Here is an 18,596-nt window from a genome sequence, read left to right as displayed (position 1 = left end):
TATCATTTACCTTTTATCCTATGCTGTTGTCTATTTATAGGAATGCAGAATAAGAGGAAATGGGTAGTAATAAAAAATCATAAGCAAACTTTATTATTTTTTTCTATGGAATATGAAAATAACAGGTTAATAAAGGATGTACTATTGGTGTAAAAAAGAAAACTTAATAAAGTCATTATTTAAATAAAAGAAACCCCGATTGTCTGCGGGGCTCCTAAGGGTAATCATCAAGTAATGACGTACTCGACTAATTAACGATATCATGAATTTTTTGGTAAAAATACTGGTAAATGTGTCCAAATGAATGAGGGCATCATTTGGAACAAAAACGCTATTTTAATTTCAAACAAAAGAACAGTCAGCAAAAGCTAACTGCCCCATTTTGGAGGAAAATCAATTGTTACAGATTGGCGTATTCAAAGTATGGACATAAATTGGGGATTTATTCAGACAAAACTAAAAAGAGCACCTTCAAGTAGTGCTCTCAGTAAGTTGGGCCCTCAGAGAGTAGTGTGGCACACATGATAGTATATGTGAGTTATTCATTGAGGTGCAAATACCTAATAAAAACTACATTTGGCACAACAAAGCAGCTAGCAAAAGCTAACTGCTTAGCCCCAAGTAAGAGAGAGGAGCGCTTTATTAGGTCTAAGGCTGAAATAAGGGTTTTAGATGTTAAGACCTAGGACCTAATATATAGTATGGATCTCACTTCAGAAATTATGTATATAAATTGTATTCATACAAAAATGGTTAAAAAACAAAGCAGCTAGCTCAATTAACTAACTACTTGTTGTACAAAAGAAATTAGGCCCTACAAGTAATGATGTGTAACTTTAAGTTACGGTTATAGTGTAAACAAGATTGGAAAAGTTATTCGGAAGTGAACTTAATAAAAATTTCATTTTGTATGTATTTGAAACACAATAAGAGCACTTCATAAAAGTGCCCTTGTGACGAGTTTCGTTTTCTCAAAGAAAGGAATACACCATATCATACGGGATTTTTCAAAACGTGCTTGGATAAATTAATTAGTATTTGTAAAAAAGCAGCTAGCAAAAGCTAACTGCTCGGCTGGTTCTCCAAGGGGGAATGGAGAAAGGCTAGGGACTTCATTAAATGAGTTCTGGCTATCGCCTACCTATATTATTGACGGAATATTAAGTTTTATTCAAAGGGGAAAATAAAAAGCTAGGATTTCTCCTAGCAATAAAAGGTATGTCATACATAAATGAGATATTTGCAAATCAATTATTTGTACTTTTAGTATATAAAGTTTTTTGGTTAAAAGGAATGAATTCTAATAATCTTTACAAAGATTTAATATCAAATTTGAATTTTATAAGAAAGAGGGAAAAAGATGAAAAGTGAATTAATATGTCCAAATTGTAATGAAAAATTAGATATAGATACGAGCGAGGATTTAATATTCCTTAACTGTTCGAATAAAAAGTGTAGTTATGAAAGTGTAATAGACATGGATTGTATTTCTGAATAAAAGCATTATTTTAATCGAAAAGGGGAATACGGGGATAAAATAATGCCGCACCTTTTATCGGAACGGCCTTACGAATGCCTTGTGCTGGAGTTTGACACAAATGGCTTAAGATGTTTTCTCTAAGCAGTATGGACAAGGAATTTTACGATTATACGTAAAAACGGCAGGTAATTGACTAATTTACCCGCCATGTTTTTAAACGATACGGAGGAGAGAGCTCCGATTTGAAAGAGTGAAGCCGGTGGGAAGTCGGCTTGCAGGTAGTATGTGTAATATAAAAAAGATTATTCGAAAAGGGGAATAAGCGATGGATAAAACAAAAGTAATTGAATTGATAGCTAAAACAATAGTGGATGCTTCTGAACGAGGGAAAGATTATTCGTGGATGTATGATACCGATAATTATCATTTAGATCGGTTGTGTGAGGAATTAGATATTAGTCTTGAAGAAATTCAGGACATAGTTACAACGAGAAAAAATATACATACCTATGAAGATTTAGTAACACATTGCAAAGAAATACTTTCAAGGGGATGGACGGAACAAGCGGTTTATAACTTTATGGATAATTACTCAGGATGGGCTCCAGACAGTATAACTTTTGCAATTGACGAAGCGAATAAAAGAGCAGCTAGCAAAAGCTAACTGCTCATCTCCAAGGAAGTCTCGATTAGTACGGTTACACATAAGAGATTTCCGGCTGTTTAACAGCCTATCTACATTATTTACGGAATATTGAGTTTTATTCAGGGGAGGAAGAGGAAAATGAACAATTCTAGACTGTTCCAACTTGGTTTTGATCTGCAATATCAGAATCGTATGTGTTTGTTGCACTAACACCGCTAAAGGTATTGGCAACAAAAGCAACAGTTGATGATCCTGAACCATTATAAGCTTTTGTATTTTCCTTTGGAGAAACGTTATAAAAATCACCTAAATTGAAAGAACCGTTACTATTTTGTACAACCAGATTTCCAACAACAGATGGCATAGTTTTCACCTGCTTTCCTAGGAAGTATTTAAATTAGTATATGGTGTATGCGTCTAGAGGTTCATCTGGATCTGAAAACTTTGAAATGAAGTTTGTTAGAAAACATAACAAAATAATCCTTTGTGCGACACGTTTCCTCATAAGTGTGCAAACACGAAGTAGGAGGGTTATTAATTTGATAACAACAACTGTTTGACTGAAAGTAGGAATGAAAGCCGTCAGGTTGAGCTGAAACTACTTATCTAATACTCCTACATGCAAGGCGTGATAGTAGTCACAAATTGTATGAAGCTAGGTGAAGTCGGCTGAACAAAACCTAAGTGAGAAATCATATGGTAATGGATAGGTCGGGATGCTACAAAATATCTATGGTGAGAATGTCTAAAATAACGGACTGGCGAACTTGCGAATGTACGGGTCTAAATTATTAATACAATAGAAATTTGTATGTCGTCAATGATGACGTTATCTACCGAAAAGTAAGAGTAAAGGATACGAAATTCGGAACATCTAACGATGAGGGTGTAAAGATAACAGGCTTAAAGCAAGCACCTAAGGATATATGTATAGCTAAGTCAATCGGAACGTGGTAAGCAAGAAACTGTCACCAACGCCTACTAGCGGACAGATGCATATAAGGTTCTAACGAACCGAAATTGCTTCATTCTTGTGAAGGTGGGGACAAAGTACCGACGAAGCATGTAACGAATGTGGAGGGATAGTCCCTAGTCTTGTTCTTTGAAAACTAAATTAACTAGATGTAACTCACAGGATCGAGTAAGATGATGGGACTTTTCGTAAGAAAGGGGAAATAATACATCGGTGAGTACAACATTACGACATGCAGAATATTACGATATACAAAAAGTGTTCGATGATTTATACCAACGTAGTGAAAATAACGCTACTAAAGGTGTAAATCTATATAAATACATCATATCAAAAGAAAATATTCTATTGGCATATAGAAGTATAAAGGCTAACAGTGGTTCTAAAACTGAAGGAACAGATGGTATCACAATCGACCATTATAAAATGGAAGATGTAAATTCCTTCGTTGACGATATTAGAAAAACTCTCACAAATTACAAACCAAATACGGTACGTAGGGTAGAAATACCTAAACCTAATGGGAAGAAACGCCCATTAGGAATCCCTACAATGAGAGATAGATTGATTCAACAAATGTTCAAACAGGTTCTAGAACCAATATGCGAGGCAAAATTCCACAAGCATTCATATGGATTCAGACCTAACAGGTCAACACACCATGCAATGGCTAGGTGTCAATATCTGATAAACAGAGGAAGATTTAGTCACGTAGTAGACATTGATATACAAGGTTTCTTTGACAATGTGAACCATTCCAAGTTATTAAAACAACTATACAACATAGGCATAACTGATAAAAGGGTGCTGACAATTATCTCTAAAATGTTAAAAGCACCAATCAAAGGAAAAGGTATTCCTACAAAAGGAACTCCGCAAGGAGGAATCCTAAGCCCATTACTTAGTAATGTTGTATTAAACGATTTGGATTGGTGGATATCTAGGCAATGGGAGAATATTAAAACAAGAAGACCATACACAACAGCAACCAAAAATCCATTGCTGATAAAAACAAAATTGAAGAAAATGCATATCGTTAGATACGCAGATGATTTTAAAATATTTACTAACAATCATCAATCTGCAATCAAAATATTCCATGCAGTAGAAGGTTATCTTAAAAATCAATTAAACCTTAATATATCTAATGAAAAATCGACTATAACTAACCTAAAAAGAAAATCTTCCGATTTTCTGGGGTTCTCTATCAAATCTGTTAAAAAGCGCGAAAGATATGTGGCAAACACACATGTAAGCGAGAAAAAGAAAAAGGATATCCTTGAAAAAGCAAAGACAAGGATTAAAGCAATTCAAAAAAGCCCATCAGGGAAAACAGTACAGGACTATAACTCTTATGTGCTTGGTATAAAAAATTATTACAAAATTGCAACACATGTAACTATAGACTTTGCTGAAATAGCCTTTCGTCTCTCGAAAACTTTGTTTAATCGTCTAAAATCAATAGGGAAATATAAGGTTCCTACCAATGCGAATGCATTATACAAAAGAACTCATAGGAACAATTATAGAACCTTTGAAATAGCAGGCAATCATGTATATCCACTAGCGGACATACAAACACGATTCCCTCAAAGTTTTAGTCAAGACATATGCAATTATACTAAGCAAGGAAGACAAAAACTCATCAAAAGCCTAAAAGGTAACATTGCCAATGAAATGCAAAAGATGTTGCTATCCTCCAATAAAGGACAAAGCATGGAGTATACAGATAACAGAATATCCAGGTATTCCATGCAAAATGGTAAATGCGCTGTCATCGGAATCTTCTTAATAGCTGAAGATGTGCACTGTCACCATAAAATACCGAAAGGTATGGGAGGAACTGACGAGTTTAATAACCTGATTATTGTACATGAATTTGTCCACAGATTGATTCACGCTACAAATGACGAGACGATTAGAACATATATGAGAATTCTTCAATTGAACGATAAACAATTGAAGAAAATAAACAAACTCCGTAAAGCTTGTAATCTAGTTACTTTAGTATAAAAGGATAAGATGGGGCGCTGTATGCGATGAAAGTCGCACGTACAGTGCTAAGCGGGGGAAAAGATGGAGATAACTTCAAAGTCTTACCTATCGCAACTACGAAAAAAGGTCCTGTTGTCTCCAACAGAACCTTTCCTAAAATGGCAAAGAGTAACTCTTACCTTACTCTTCCGCTATATAATACACAAAACACGTATAGATGTGTAGAACAAGAAATTCCAATATAATTATTCGAATAAAGTGTTTAAAAGTATCCTGTCGGGGTTTAATATAAGGAATTAAATTACAAATGTTGATTTATCAATGGAATTTAATAATGTACTAGAAAATGATAGTTAATAAAGAGATATTAAAATAATAAAATATGAAATATTGCATATTCAATTGAAATAGAAATTCACAAGTGGAAAGCGAGGAATAACAATGGGACTAGGAAACCGTGGGATGGCATTTGAAATGCTTATCAATCTAGCGAATGAAATGTATCAAAGAGGGGGAGTGGCGCTTATAAACAAGCGTCCAACTCCTGTAAAGGTGTTAAAGAGTAAAGGTGGCCGTGTATTAAATGGATTCTATGAAGCTAAAAGTACAGTAGATTATGACGGCGTGTATAAGGGACGAGCTATTGCATTTGAAGCGAAGTCAACACAAAGTCTTACACGATTCGATTTAAGTAACATTGCGCAGCATCAACTGGATTACCTGGAGAAAGCAGAGAAGATGGGAGCGATTTGCTTCTTCCTTATAGAGTTTAGCAAGGATAAGTCAGTATTCGTAGTACCACTATCAGTCATCCAATCTTATGTAAGGATGTCACAACAGCCAAAGGGTAAGAAGTCGATACCAAGAGCAGACTTTGATATTTATGGGTACCTGGTAAATCAGACGGAGCGAGCACCAGTTGACTATTTACAATACATCGATGAACAAGGATTAATTCCAGTTATGTTAGATATTATGATTCAAATTGATCAGGACCATAAAAAGGTAGCGAATAAAATTGAAGCAGCGAAAGAGAAAATGAACAACAAGAAACGTAAATTATTAAAGGCGTAATGGATAACTGAACAATGACTAACAGTGTAGTGGGGGCTGTATTGTAGTCATCGTTCCCTTATTCAGTAGTTATATATTAAAATTTCACGTACCTTATGTAATGTTAAAAAGACAAATTCAGAAATAGGGGGATTTACCATGACAAACATTTATCGAAACTTAGGAGAAGAAATCGAATTAATGGAGATTGAATTAAAGGACCTTAAATTGGAGCATAAATATCTGATGAAAAACATGCATATGAACGCTCCTAAATTTAATGGAGTAACAGACTATAGCAAGGACCGTGTAACAGGTGGACAAATTCCATTAGCATTAGATGAAATAGCAGGTCGTCATGATCGCATTGTGGAGAAGTCAGAAAGATTAAAACAACGTATTGCTGATAAGAAAGTATTAATGGGAGAAGCACAGTTTGTGATGAGTAAGAAGAAGGGACTAGAACAACAGATTATTTATTTGCGAGATGTAATGGGATTCCATTTAAAACAGGTTGCTAGTGAGCTAGGTTATAGCTATGACCATATTAGAAGAGTGAGCAGCAAAATGAAAAGAAGCCACAATCATGCCACAACGATGACACATTGCTCTTGATATTTAGGTGATACACTATTATTACTGAGAGGTAGCAGAAACTACTTTCAAGGTCTTGATTTCGAGATGGATTGTTTTACAAATGTGGTGATGGTTCGTTCGATTGGATGAACTGTAGCGTTATAAAAATATAGGCCTAAACGAGCAGAGAGCTTCCGCACTTTGTTTGAGCCAATACAGCTGAACCTTCCCCTCAGTCTTATGTGTTGGTTCAAACAAGGCGTCGGAAGAAACATTTACGTCTTATTAGTTCGTTATGTTAGGCGCTGCCGTGATCTGGGTAGCGTCTTGTTTGTTGTTAAGGAAAGATAAGGGTGAAATTGATTTGAAACTTAAAGATTAGATAATAATATTGTTACTTTAAAATGCAGAAAATAGACTAGTAAACAAGCTGTTTTTGTTTTTTAGCATAGAATATGATGAATCCTAGAGTTGAGAGGAGGTAATCATATTTATGGGATGTAATTGTAATTTCAGACATTGCAGAGATTGTAATAGATTTTGGGATGATTTAATGTTTTGCAGACGCAGACATAGAGATTGTGATGACCGTCGTTGTAGACGTGACCGTGACTGCGATTGTGATGAATGCCGTCGCAGACGTAATCATGATCGTGACTGTGACTGTGATCGCGATAATCGTCGAGATTGGTAAATTCCTTTGAATGAGTGTGCTTCTTCACAGCACTCTTTTTTTGTTTATGGGTTTTCTAAATTAATACGTATTAAATACGAAGAATGTAGTTGCAATTCGATTTAAGGTCTAACAAAAGAAACGAACACAACGAACGAAAATAGAGATAGTTAAATGTCCTGTTTAGGTCTACCCTATACGGACGTAAAAGAGTGAACGGATTTATCATACTTCTCAACGTCCTGTTTACATATACGGAAAAAAATTATGTACTTAGAATTAATTTCCGAACACGTTAACGGACGAAGGGGAAGATATTATGATAATTGGTTATGCTCGTGTTTCTACACAAGAACAAAATTTAGCTAGGCAGTTGAAACGGCTAAATGATTATGGATGTGATCATGTGTATGAAGAGAAAACAAGCGGAGCAACAACAAACAGAGAAGAACTACAATTGAGACTCGAAAATATAATGATTCGAAAATGAATTCAAGAGCGTTTGTTAATTCAATCTGTTCTAAAATCATTGTTTCTAATTTTCTTTTTTATATCTAAAAATCCTATAAGCATAATTGTTACCAATACTAATTTAGTCCAATGAAATTCTTGATGGGACATTAGTCCATAGAAGAATTCACAAGCGTATATTAGCCCAATTATAGGGAATAGCCAAATCATAAATTTTAAATCTTTTAAATGATATTTGTAATTATTGATTTTTTTCCACATATGTATCAACTCCTATTGTTCTGAGGTTCTATAGTTTTTCTTGTTGATCTCTCGCATGTTTACGATAAAGAATAGAAAGAAGATAACAGCTGCGATGCCATTAACCCAGTAGTACGTATGTCCCATTGTGAATCCATCATAGAAGGAATAGGCATTCCAAATTATAAGGATTACTGAGCAGATAGTAGAGGTCATTAATGAGCCAAAACTTCTCATGATTTTCACCTCGATTCAAGGTTTTAGAACTTTTTATACAATTATACATTTAAATAAAAAGATTTACAAAAGGAATTACCATAAGGAGGAGTTATGACGAGTTACTTCCTACGTATACGCTCTAACGGGACAAACTGTTGGGAATGGTGGATATCAATACGTTAAGTCAGGTGGATTCGGTACTAACTCCTTAGATGAAGCTATTCAAGCTATGGCAGAACGAGGAATAAAAGGTAGCGTTAATGTTGATCTGCTTTCTGGACTATGTTATATCCAAACCGATGTCCTACCTAATGCAGAGTTAGATAAGATTACTTGGTGGATGGATACTAGACCAGGTGGTAAATGGTGGTATGAATATATCAAAGTGAGATAATAGTTGAAGCCGTCCTTAATCGGGCGTCTTCAACTATTATCTAAATGCTTCCTTAGCTTTCTCTATTGAGTTCTGTTCCTCTTTTGTATTTGTAAATTCGATAACCATAACAGACAGTCCAAAACATAAACAAACAGCCTTTATCTTGCTAACTCTCACAAGAACTTGCACTTTTGCTCTATCTGTATTTAACCTAGAATACAAGATTCTTTCATTTTTATTCCCGGCTATATTTGAAAAACTGTATGCTTTTTATCTCAAATCAATTATATCTATAAATTTAAGGGAAATTCTGTTATAAGATGCATCAGTGCAAGTTATTAAATTCTTTATCGGATTTATGTCAGTTACAGTCACATATCTAGTAAGCAAATGACCATCTCTATAATAAGTAATCAATATTTTCTCTTCAGAAAGAAATGAACATAATAACTTGTTTTCAATAATTTCTTGTTCGTTTTGGGTTAATGTAGGGCGCTCCACTTTTGTTTGTTTTTTAACAATCTTACCAATACCGATGAATTTCTTCGGTATCGGAGCGAATGGAGTCCGCTTAACCATTCCTATTCCTTTTGGCATATGTGTATAGTTCATGCTGTATATCTCCCTAACTGCTATTAATAACTGTATCATTATATCAATTTTTGGAGATGTTAGGATTATTTATGTAATTATAAAATAAACATTTAGAGGTTTTTGGCTCCTTATAAAATCAACCCAATTTAACTAAGCATGATTTATATATATAATAGGAGAAATTACTGTGGAGTCCCTTTGTAGGTAAGCGTGTTGTTGCTAAGGTTAATAATCTAAGTTTCAATAATACCCTTCTTGGCAGGGTAAAGATGTCGCTGGAACTGTAAATATAGGTAAAGGGTTTATAATTGACGAAAAAGTAAAGGTCAACGATTCACAGCAATATAGAGTGCACAATAGTAAAGGAAAAATATACACTTCTACTTTTCTACTTTGATGAAGAATACATGTATCTTTAGATACATTAGAGGAGAATATAATGTACACAATTGGACAAGTCGCTAAATTTTTAGGTGTATCTAGGGATACTTTGAAATTTTATGAAGAAAAGGATTTGGTCAAGCCTAAGCAAAATATTGAGAATGGGTATAGAAAATATAATCATTTTGATATATATGATATAACAGCGGTAAATTTCTATAGGGAAATGGATATCGAAATAAAAAAAATCCAGGAATTAAGAAAAAGTAAGAGTGTAGAGGGAATAAAATCATTGTTAGAGGAGAAAGAACAAGAGGTATTAGAGGAAATAGAATATAAAAAGATTCTTTTAAAAAAGCTTCAAAGTGTAAAAGAAGATTGTGAAAAAATAAAGAAATTCTTAGGGGAATACATAGTAAAAGAAATGGAGCCTTTAGAAATAAAAGGAGAGATAGAACATTTTACTGCGTATGATGAATATGAAACTCTAAAAAAGAACCCAGATAGCTTAAAAAAAGCGGTTACTCTAACATCTTTACGAAGAGTCATAAGTTTTAATGAAGAAGGTATTATAGAAGATAAATTTATAATTGGAAGAAAAGTAGAGGACTTTGATAAAGAAATAGAAGGTGAAGTTCTATCTCATCCAAAATGTATTTATACAGTTATTGAAGATGGAAGATGGGCAACTGGTGGGAAAAGTATTGATCATAGCGTGGAAGCAAGTTTAAGAAAGGTAGCAATAGAAAAAGGGTATGAACTTTTGGGACTAGTTTATATAAATCTATTACTTACCACTTATGAAGATGGGCTAGAACGTATATTTTTAGAAATTTATGCACCTATAAAATAATGCAGACATGTATTGACCTGTGAGTAACTCCTAGGTTTAAGCTGAAGATATTCGTAAATATAAATACTATTATGTTTACGAAATACTTAGTTTGAAATGGGGATTGTGCATGAACAGGGAAAAGAAACTAAAAAAACCAGTAGCGAGTTTTATTGTACTAACCAATATCATTTTTCTGCCACTTTTTTTGCTTGTAGGAGCTATAAGTATGTTGGGATTCCCTGCATGGGTTTTTGATGTAATGTTTTGTATATCGTCTTGGTCCTCAACTTTTGCTTTTGCTGTGCTATTTAAAAAAATCTATCCAGGGCAGAGTTTTATACAATTTGTAAAAGACAAGTTCAAGAATAAACTTAAAGTTTCTGTAATTCTTATTGTGAGTATGATTCAAACTTTCATATTTTTAATGATTTTGTTTATCGTGTCTAAAAATAGTGAAGTAGACTCTATTTTTACTGTCTCTTCATGGGGAATGCTAATCTATTTCTTTGTTAAAAACTTTCTTGCGGGGCCATTGGGAGAAGAAATAGGATGGAGAGGTTTTGCACAAATTGAACTCCAAAAGAGGCATTCACCATTAAAAGCTTCGCTAATTATAGGATTTTGGTGGGGGATGTGGCATCTACCTATATGGTTTACTACAGGATTTGTAGGAATTGATTTATTTAAATATATTTTATTTTTTATGATTTCTATCATATCCATTAAAATTGTCATGACAGCATTTTATAACTTAAATCAAAATTTAATCATTCCAATCATTATCCACCAATTCTTTAATTTTTTTATTGGCATAATAAACGGGAATTTAATCGATTTAATTATGTATAACGCGATTTTTTATTTAGTAGTTGCAGTTTTTATGATTGTTATAAATCCAAAGAGAGTACTGTATGGAAGGAAAGTAGAAATAGAAGATGTTGAAATTACAAGGGAAATTCAATGAAGCGAAGGTGTTTACTACTAATGTTGAAGAGACAGCAGCAGGTCAAATTATTGATCTTTGTAACCAAGAGTTCGCAAAGGATAGTAAGATTCGTATTATGCCAGATACACATGCGGGCGCAGGTTGCACTATTGGGACAACAATGACAATTCAAGATAAAATCGTTCCTAATTTAGCCGGGGTTAACTAATCGGCTCAGACTTTAAACTACTCACTCAATTGACTGAGAACCCTAACGATAAAGTTTCACTTTATTGTAATGAGATATAGTGATGGAAAGTATTAAGTATATCGCTATGGGAAGGTGGGGAATTATGAAAAATTATATAAGTGTTTATATAGGGGGAGTCGCTGCTATAAGTATTTTTATCCTTTCGATTGTTTTTCTATATTTCAACCCGTATAGCAATCAGATGATTGATAAGGAGGTATATATCACTGTATTTTTCATGTTTTTACTTCCTTCTTTTTTAGCAGTAATTGCGGCAGTTGCTAGGAAAAAGACTTTTATGATTGCTTGTAGCATTTGGTTGTTACCAGGAACTCTTTATTTAGGTGTAGCAACGATTCCAAGTATTTGGAATTTATATATTGTATTTCTAATTTTTTATTTTGTAACGATTGTTTGGATGAACAAGGGGTGAAGAGTCTAATGAGGAGAGAATTATCTAAATTAGCAGATGTGTTAGTCAATCATTCAACTAAAGTGCAGCCTGGTGATCAAGTGTTGATTCAAAGTGTTACTGAAATAGATCCCGTAGTAGTTCGTGAAATTATTAAGTCTGTGGAAAAAGCAGGGGGATATGCGCATGTATCAATGCGTGATGTTTCTGTTACGAGGCAATTAATTCTATCAGGATCTGAAGAACAATTTAAGTTATTTGCAGATTGGGAATATTATCGTTTAAGTAAGATGCAAGTATATATTAATCTCCGTAGCCCTAGAAATGCATATGAATTAGCAGATGTACCATCAGAAAAAATGAAATTATATCAAAAGATATTTGGAAAAGCTCATAGTGAAGCAGTGTATAAAACAAGATGGGTGACAACTCGAATTCCGAATGCAGCTTCTGCGCAAGAAGCGAATATGAGTACTGAGGCTTATGAAAAATTTTATTTTGATGTATGTACGCTAGATTATAATAAGATGTCGAAAGCAATGGATCCGCTAAAAGAATTAATGGAAAAGACAAAACAAGTAAAGATTATTGGGGAAGGTACAGATTTGAAATTTTCAATTGAAGGAATTGGTGTTTTAAAAGGAGATGGCACAGATAATATACCTGATGGTGAAATATATACAGCACCTGTCAAAGATTCAGTAAATGGAGTAATAACATTTAATACAGTATCTGTTCAACAAGGTTATGCGTTTCAAAATATAAAGTTACATATTAAGCATGGAAAAATAATAGAGGTATACGCAAAGGATACAGAGCGAATAAATCAAATTCTTGATACGGATGAGGGAGCAAGATATATTGGAGAATTTGCACTAGCTTTTAATCCTTATATATTACACCCGATGAATAATACGTTATTTGATGAAAAAATAAATGGTAGTTTTCATCTAGCAATTGGAGATTCGTTACAAGGTGCAGACAACGGGAATAAATCAGCAATACATTGGGATTTAGTAAACATTCAAAGGCTAGAGTATGGCGGGGGTGAAATTTGGTTTGATGACGTACTAATTAGAAAAGATGGACGTTTTATTTTACCAGAGTTGTTCGGATTAAATGAAGAGAATTGGAAAAGGTAAAGTACTTTATTGAGATTGTGTAAAGGAGATTAAAACCCTAGGACAGGGATAATATGGGAGGAAGTTAAAATGGGAAAGAGTGAGATGTTTCAGGATTTTAATTTTAAATTAGTGGTAATTGAAGCTTTATTAGATAAAGAGCCACTATTTCTAAAAGAATTAAAAGACTTAATAGATAAGTATACGAATAATTTTGAATGGTATTCAGGAGCTGGACAAATTATTGAAATCAGAGGTTTTTTAGAAGAGTTACCTTTGGAAATAAGTGATTTGGAAAAGATTGAATCCCTTTGCTTTGATGGGGGGAATGAAATTTATCATATCTTAAAGCCAGATTGGGATGGCGAAGACAGTTTATTTGATGTAGTATCTGTTGAAGGATTTCAGAATCTGAAAAATTTAAAAACAGTGGAATATATTTCACTGTGTTATCCAAATGTATTAGAACCATTTAAGGAAGCTGGAATTGAAATTGAGGCTTAATGAGGGGGCAAGTTATGTACTAATGAAAGTGATTCTTCTTATGGAAGGGTCGCTTTTTCTTATGCAACTAACGGAGCAGAAGTTACGCATAACTGTTAATACAAAGATTACTGATAGGGATATCGCTATACATCCATCAACTTAAAAATATTAACTCCCCCAAGAGTAAAGAACGCTATTCTTACTAAAAGAATAGCGTTTTTTCATTATTTAAATATGATTTCATCTGAATGTATTGGAGATTTCTCCTGCAAAAGTATTAGAAATTTCATTTGGATTTACTACCTCAGTTGGATTTATCATATTTCAATTTCGATAGAATAGTAAATAAATATATCGGATATGGAGATACATTACAATGATTATACGCACTCCAGACTTAGAATTACAGTAACTACTTAACCCGTTGTTACCAATAAAGAAAGGAACAAGTAGAATGATACAGAACATATATGAAACGCATTTACACGTAAGGGATTTAGAAAAGGCGATAGATTTCTATCAAAATAAGTTAGGGTTAGCATTAGCAAGAAAACTATCCAAAAGAAAGGTGGCTTTCTTTTGGGTAGGAGAAAGTAAAAAGCAAATGCTTGGATTATGGGAAGTACATAATATTGAAGATTTTGAGATAAAACACTTTGCTTTTGGTGTAGATTTAGAATTTCTAAAGACTTCTAAATTGTGGTTAGAGAATCGTGGAATAGAAGTGATAGGAAGCCAAGGAAAAGGAAATCAAGAGCCAATTGTCCAAAGATGGATGCCAGCTGCAAGTGTATACTTTCTGGATTGTGATGGAAATAAATTAGAGTTTATTTCTATGTTACATGATGATCCAGATGAATTAGAATATGCATCCTATTTAAGTGAATGGGATGCGGAACACCAAGAAAAATAAATGAGATTGTATCTATAAAACGGAAAAAACGTAATTGTTTTTGTAAAAATATACAGAAAAGATGGACGTTTTATTTTACCGGAGTTGTTCGGATTAAATGAAGAAAATTTGAAAAGGTAAAGTATTTTATTGAGTTTGTGTAAAGTAGATTAAAAGACAACATATCAAACTACGAGATTAATCGTGTGATTTTACATTCATTTAATATTAATAGGTAAATAGAAAAATTGACGCCAATTGTTAAACGGATAGTGTAAAAAAGACAAAATCTCTTAAAAAATACTTAAATTTTTACTCCATCTATCTTTACAATCCTTCCTTATAATATGAATTGGACAAGCACCTAAGAGAACGCAGAACATGTCAGTTTATACATTCTATTATTAGGGGGAGAAATTGTATGAAAAAGGCAGTTGCTTCATTAGCTGTTATGGCGGTATTATTACCGACATTTACAATGCATGCGGAAGAGAAAGAGCGAGTAAGAAAAACAGCTACGATGTTTAATGTAATTAGTGATATTCAAGGGGACTTAGGGGATTTTGATCACGTATTAAAAGATATGAATAAAGTAACACCACTTTCTAGAGCGCTTATTATGAATGGGGATATAACGTCAACTGGACAGCAGTCACAATATGATGATGTGAAGCGTGTGTTAAACAAAAATAAGCACCCGGAGAATGTATGGTCAACGGTTGGGAATCATGAGTTTTATGCTGGGAAATGGAAAGCTGATGGAACGTTAGCTCAAAATACATGGCCAAATGGTGTAACTGAGGAAACACTATTCAACCGCTATTTGCAATTTAGCGGGCAAGAAAAGGTATATCATAAAAAAGAATTAGACGGTTATCCGCTTTTATTTTTAGGAACAGAGAAATATATGAAATACCACGATTCAAAAATGTGGGATGAAGTATATATGAGTGATGAGCAATTAGGATGGTTAAAACAAAATTTAGAAGACTACAGTCAAAAAGATAAAAATAAACCAATTTTCATTTTCTCTCATCACGTATTACCTGATACGGTATCTGGATCAAGACAAAATCCGTATTTACAAGACTATTTAAATGTTGATAAATTGTACGATATATTAAAAGACTATCCGCAAGTTGTTTTCTTCACGAGCCATACACATTGGGATTTAAACTTACCAGACTGGGCTGGTAAAAAGAAAATTGCAGGCGGAGATGAAAAAGGTTTCACTGTTGTAAATACAGGCGGTATTGAAACAGGCTGGATGTCAGCTGGACCAAATGGCGGAGAGAAGACAGCTCCAGATGGATATTCATTTAAACAAGGATTACAAATAAAAGCATACGGTAACGATGTAATCGTAACAGCTTATGATTATAAACGAGATAAGGGCATAAAGAAATTATCAATTAGTGATGCGAAAATTGCACAAATGGCACCAGATGTAACGGCTGATGATAGTAAAAACGTAATCGTTGGTGCAACAGAATATATGGAGTACTCTATAGAAGGAACGAACGAGTGGCATACGTATAATTCATCAAAACCCCAAAAGTTTGATGGCGACAAAATCGTATACGTACGTCACAAAGGAGAAATGAATTTAGAGCCAGGATTAACACAGCTTCTTCGTTTTTCGGCAAATAAGTGATTGGAGAGAGCCCGCATTTAAATGTGTGGGCTCTTTTTGTTTTGTCGGTTTTTGTCGGTAAGTCGATATATTTGAAAAATCGCCGATAAAAATTTCAGGTACCGCAATAAAGTTAAAATCGTTAATGCAATTTCATTCACCGAAACCGAAATCTAATACATTTTTAATCCAGAAAGGTGACTTCATCATTTTTCCATGTAATAATAGTATGGTTACATTTACAGTGAAAGAGTATAAAAGGAGCGTTATTGATGAATTTAGCTAAATTTCCGAGAAAAAAATATACAGAATCATATACACCAATTGAAAAATTAAACAATTTTTCTGAAGCACTTGGTGGGCCGACTATTTATTTTAAACGAGATGATTTACTTGGTTTAACAGCTGGCGGTAATAAGACGAGAAAGTTAGAGTTTCTAGTTGCGGATGCACAGGCAAAAGGTGCAGATACGTTAATTACAGCTGGTGGTATTCAGTCAAACCATTGTCGTCTCACACTTGCAGCTGCAGTAAAAGAAAAAATGAAATGTATTCTTGTGTTAGAAGAAGGGCTTGAGCCAGAAGAAAAGCCAGACTTTAACGGAAACTATTTCTTATATCATTTATTAGGTGCTGAAAACGTAATTGTTGTGCCAAACGGAACAGACCTTATGGAAGAGATGCATAAAGTAGCGAAAGAAGTAAGTGAAAAAGGAAATACACCATATGTCATTCCAGTTGGTGGATCGAATCCTACTGGCGCAATGGGATATATTGCTTGTGCGCAAGAAATTATGGCTCAATCATTTGAGCAAGGAATTGATTTCAGTTCAGTTGTTTGTGTAAGTGGTAGCGCTGGTATGCATGCTGGTTTAATTACTGGTTTTTCCGGAACACAAAGTAAAATTCCTGTAATCGGAATAAATGTAAGTAGAGGAAAAGCGGAGCAAGAAGAGAAAGTAGCAAAACTTGTAGATGAAACTTCAGCTCACGTTGGTATCCCAAACTCTATTTCACGCGAAGCAGTTACATGCTTTGATGAATATGTAGGACCAGGATACGCTTTACCAACACCAGAAATGGTTGAAGCAGTACAGTTACTTGCGAAAACTGAAGGGATTTTACTTGACCCAGTTTATACAGGTAAAGCAGTAGCGGGACTAATCGACTTAATTAGAAAAGGTAAATTTAATAAAGAAGACAACATTTTATTCGTACATTCAGGTGGCTCGCCAGCTTTATATGCGAATACATCTCTGTTTGCGTAAGTGTGAAAAAGCATTGGATATCCAATGCTTTTTGTTTTGAATTAATGTTGAAATTTGATACAATTTCGTGAATATGCAATGGTAAATAACGATATATATATATAAAGGAGATTGAACTATGACAGAATTTTGGGAAGCGAGTTTTATAGAAAATCAAATGATGTGGGGATTTGAACCTTCAGACTCCGCAATTTTAACGAAGGACTTTTTCCTTGAAAAGAAAGTGAAGGATATATTGATTCCTGGTATTGGATATGGTAGAAATGCAAAGGTTTTTATTGATAACGGAATACATGTAACAGGTATTGAAATTTCAAAAACAGCGATTGAATTGGCGAGGGCAAATGAACTCACTGCTGATTTCTTCCATGGTTCAGTAACAGATATGCCTTTTGATAACAAACTGTATGACGGTATATTTTGTTATGCACTTATTCATTTATTGAATAAGGATGAGAGAGAGAAGTTTATTAAAGATTGCTATAGTCAGTTAAAACCAAACGGATATATGATTTTTACTACTATTTCAAAAGATGCCCCAATGTTTGGGAAGGGTAAACAACTGGGTAAAGACTACTTCGAGATCATGGAAGGGGTAAAAATGTATTTCTATGATATTGACTCGGTAAAACAAGACTTTGGAAAATATGGACTGATAGAAACTACGGAAATTGTTGAACCGCATAAAAATATGGAAAGTAAACCTCCATTTAAATTTATAATGATCAAATGTCAAAAAACACTATAATTACAATTGTGTAAAAAATAGTGAAAGATTACTTAATAAGCCGGATGAGTAAGCTATTCACGCTTACTCATTATTCTTTAAAGGCGAAGTAAGGGAAGCTAAATGGCTTCCCTTACTTCGCTTAATTTAGGTTTAAAACATGTTCTAAACTTTCAATGAATCATTTGTTATATAATGGAATTATCGAAACGTGAGAGGGGTGATTATATGAGTACAACATTAAGATGGGTCATATACACGATACTCAGCATTTCTATAATACTAATACTTCTTTTAGGTTACGGATTATATTTGTATTTTAAGTGAAATGATAACTGAACCAAAGGAAAGATAAAATAATTGCTGTATT

General features: G+C 33.8%; 20 protein-coding genes and 4 pseudogenes. 19 read left to right on the top strand and 5 right to left on the bottom strand.

Annotated features, from left to right (window positions below):
- The first annotated feature begins 1,805 nt into the window (after positions 1–1,805).
- Complete coding sequence (locus tag QCI77_RS16175; protein ID WP_002084596.1) at positions 1,806–2,144, top strand: hypothetical protein; 339 nt, start codon at positions 1,806–1,808, stop codon at positions 2,142–2,144.
- 130 nt (positions 2,145–2,274) lie between these two features.
- On the opposite strand, the gene QCI77_RS16170 is transcribed toward QCI77_RS16175, so the two are convergent.
- A complete protein-coding gene (locus QCI77_RS16170) occupies positions 2,275–2,490 on the bottom strand; it encodes a spore germination protein (RefSeq protein ID WP_002084597.1) in 216 nt (71 codons plus the stop codon).
- A gap of 822 nt (positions 2,491–3,312) precedes the next feature.
- On the opposite strand from QCI77_RS16170, the gene ltrA reads away from it, so the two are divergent.
- The 6 genes and pseudogenes from ltrA to QCI77_RS16140 form a co-directional block, all read left to right on the top strand.
- Entirely contained in the window at positions 3,313–5,112 is a 1,800-nt protein-coding gene (ltrA, locus tag QCI77_RS16165) for a group II intron reverse transcriptase/maturase (protein ID WP_193653901.1), read from the top strand.
- A gap of 26 nt (positions 5,113–5,138) precedes the next feature.
- Positions 5,139–5,339, top strand: a complete 201-nt coding sequence (locus QCI77_RS16160; protein ID WP_353825232.1) for a hypothetical protein — start codon at positions 5,139–5,141, stop codon at positions 5,337–5,339.
- A gap of 196 nt (positions 5,340–5,535) precedes the next feature.
- A complete protein-coding gene (locus tag QCI77_RS16155) occupies positions 5,536–6,168 on the top strand; it encodes a Holliday junction resolvase RecU (RefSeq protein WP_353825231.1) in 633 nt (210 codons plus the stop codon).
- A 138-nt stretch (positions 6,169–6,306) separates the two neighbouring features.
- Positions 6,307–6,762, top strand: coding sequence for a hypothetical protein (locus QCI77_RS16150; RefSeq protein ID WP_113769955.1), 456 nt, complete (start codon positions 6,307–6,309; stop codon positions 6,760–6,762).
- A 454-nt stretch (positions 6,763–7,216) separates the two neighbouring features.
- Positions 7,217–7,417: a hypothetical protein gene (locus tag QCI77_RS16145; protein ID WP_071772484.1), complete on the top strand. Its 201-nt coding sequence runs from the start codon at positions 7,217–7,219 to the stop codon at positions 7,415–7,417.
- 298 nt (positions 7,418–7,715) lie between these two features.
- Positions 7,716–7,871: pseudogene (locus QCI77_RS16140) on the top strand (recombinase family protein); the annotation flags it as partial.
- Between the two features lie 35 nt (positions 7,872–7,906).
- On the opposite strand, the gene QCI77_RS16135 reads toward QCI77_RS16140, so the two are convergent.
- Together QCI77_RS16135 and QCI77_RS16130 are read right to left on the bottom strand one after the other, a co-directional pair.
- Entirely contained in the window at positions 7,907–8,128 is a 222-nt protein-coding gene (locus QCI77_RS16135) for a hypothetical protein (RefSeq protein ID WP_113769956.1), read from the bottom strand.
- A 12-nt stretch (positions 8,129–8,140) separates the two neighbouring features.
- Positions 8,141–8,344, bottom strand: coding sequence for a hypothetical protein (locus QCI77_RS16130; protein WP_081339990.1), 204 nt, complete (start codon positions 8,342–8,344; stop codon positions 8,141–8,143).
- Between the two features lie 106 nt (positions 8,345–8,450).
- Here QCI77_RS16130 and QCI77_RS16125 point away from each other — a divergent pair.
- Positions 8,451–8,720: pseudogene (locus tag QCI77_RS16125) on the top strand (N-acetylmuramoyl-L-alanine amidase C-terminal domain-containing protein); the annotation flags it as partial.
- Positions 8,721–8,756: 36 nt separating this feature from the next.
- Here QCI77_RS16125 and QCI77_RS16120 read toward each other — a convergent pair.
- Both QCI77_RS16120 and QCI77_RS16115 read right to left on the bottom strand, forming a co-directional pair.
- Complete coding sequence (locus tag QCI77_RS16120) at positions 8,757–8,924, bottom strand: hypothetical protein (protein ID WP_353825230.1); 168 nt, start codon at positions 8,922–8,924, stop codon at positions 8,757–8,759.
- A 48-nt stretch (positions 8,925–8,972) separates the two neighbouring features.
- Positions 8,973–9,314 (bottom strand): YolD-like family protein, encoded by a 342-nt coding sequence (locus tag QCI77_RS16115; protein WP_113769957.1) that lies wholly within the window; start codon positions 9,312–9,314, stop codon positions 8,973–8,975.
- 173 nt (positions 9,315–9,487) lie between these two features.
- Here QCI77_RS16115 and QCI77_RS16110 point away from each other — a divergent pair.
- The 11 genes and pseudogenes from QCI77_RS16110 to QCI77_RS16060 all read left to right on the top strand — a co-directional run.
- Positions 9,488–9,693, top strand: a pseudogene (locus tag QCI77_RS16110) (N-acetylmuramoyl-L-alanine amidase); the annotation flags it as partial.
- A 42-nt stretch (positions 9,694–9,735) separates the two neighbouring features.
- Positions 9,736–10,530: a MerR family transcriptional regulator gene (locus tag QCI77_RS16105; RefSeq protein WP_002084610.1), complete on the top strand. Its 795-nt coding sequence runs from the start codon at positions 9,736–9,738 to the stop codon at positions 10,528–10,530.
- A gap of 109 nt (positions 10,531–10,639) precedes the next feature.
- Entirely contained in the window at positions 10,640–11,476 is an 837-nt protein-coding gene (locus tag QCI77_RS16100; RefSeq protein ID WP_113769958.1) for a CPBP family intramembrane glutamic endopeptidase, read from the top strand.
- Positions 11,448–11,663 (top strand): annotated as a pseudogene (locus tag QCI77_RS16095) (RtcB family protein); the annotation flags it as partial. The gene QCI77_RS16100 and the pseudogene QCI77_RS16095, both read left to right, overlap by 29 nt.
- Before the next feature lie 127 nt (positions 11,664–11,790).
- Positions 11,791–12,120 carry a hypothetical protein gene (locus tag QCI77_RS16090; RefSeq protein WP_002084615.1) on the top strand — a complete coding sequence of 110 codons (330 nt, stop codon included), beginning with the start codon at positions 11,791–11,793 and terminating at the stop codon, positions 12,118–12,120.
- 8 nt (positions 12,121–12,128) lie between these two features.
- The gene (locus tag QCI77_RS16085; RefSeq protein WP_113769960.1) at positions 12,129–13,241 is read left to right on the top strand and encodes an aminopeptidase; all 1,113 of its coding nucleotides are present in this window, start codon (positions 12,129–12,131) and stop codon (positions 13,239–13,241) included.
- Between the two features lie 69 nt (positions 13,242–13,310).
- Positions 13,311–13,724, top strand: a complete 414-nt coding sequence (locus tag QCI77_RS16080) for a DUF6892 domain-containing protein (protein WP_113769961.1) — start codon at positions 13,311–13,313, stop codon at positions 13,722–13,724.
- Between the two features lie 436 nt (positions 13,725–14,160).
- On the top strand, positions 14,161–14,619 hold the full coding sequence (locus QCI77_RS16075; protein WP_113769962.1) for a VOC family protein: 459 nt from the start codon (positions 14,161–14,163) through the stop codon (positions 14,617–14,619).
- Positions 14,620–15,019: 400 nt separating this feature from the next.
- Positions 15,020–16,252 carry a DUF4073 domain-containing protein gene (locus QCI77_RS16070; protein WP_113769963.1) on the top strand — a complete coding sequence of 411 codons (1,233 nt, stop codon included), beginning with the start codon at positions 15,020–15,022 and terminating at the stop codon, positions 16,250–16,252.
- Positions 16,253–16,503: 251 nt separating this feature from the next.
- Positions 16,504–17,499 carry a D-cysteate sulfo-lyase gene (gene cuyA, locus QCI77_RS16065; RefSeq protein ID WP_002013704.1) on the top strand — a complete coding sequence of 332 codons (996 nt, stop codon included), beginning with the start codon at positions 16,504–16,506 and terminating at the stop codon, positions 17,497–17,499.
- 118 nt (positions 17,500–17,617) lie between these two features.
- On the top strand, positions 17,618–18,247 hold the full coding sequence (locus tag QCI77_RS16060) for a class I SAM-dependent methyltransferase (RefSeq protein ID WP_353825229.1): 630 nt from the start codon (positions 17,618–17,620) through the stop codon (positions 18,245–18,247).
- Positions 18,248–18,596 lie beyond the last annotated feature (349 nt).

Origin of the sequence: Bacillus cereus group sp. MG9, from assembly GCF_040459995.1 — a bacterium.
GTDB lineage: Bacteria > Bacillota > Bacilli > Bacillales > Bacillaceae_G > Bacillus_A > Bacillus_A mycoides.
This window is presented reverse-complemented; position numbering and strand designations above follow the sequence as displayed.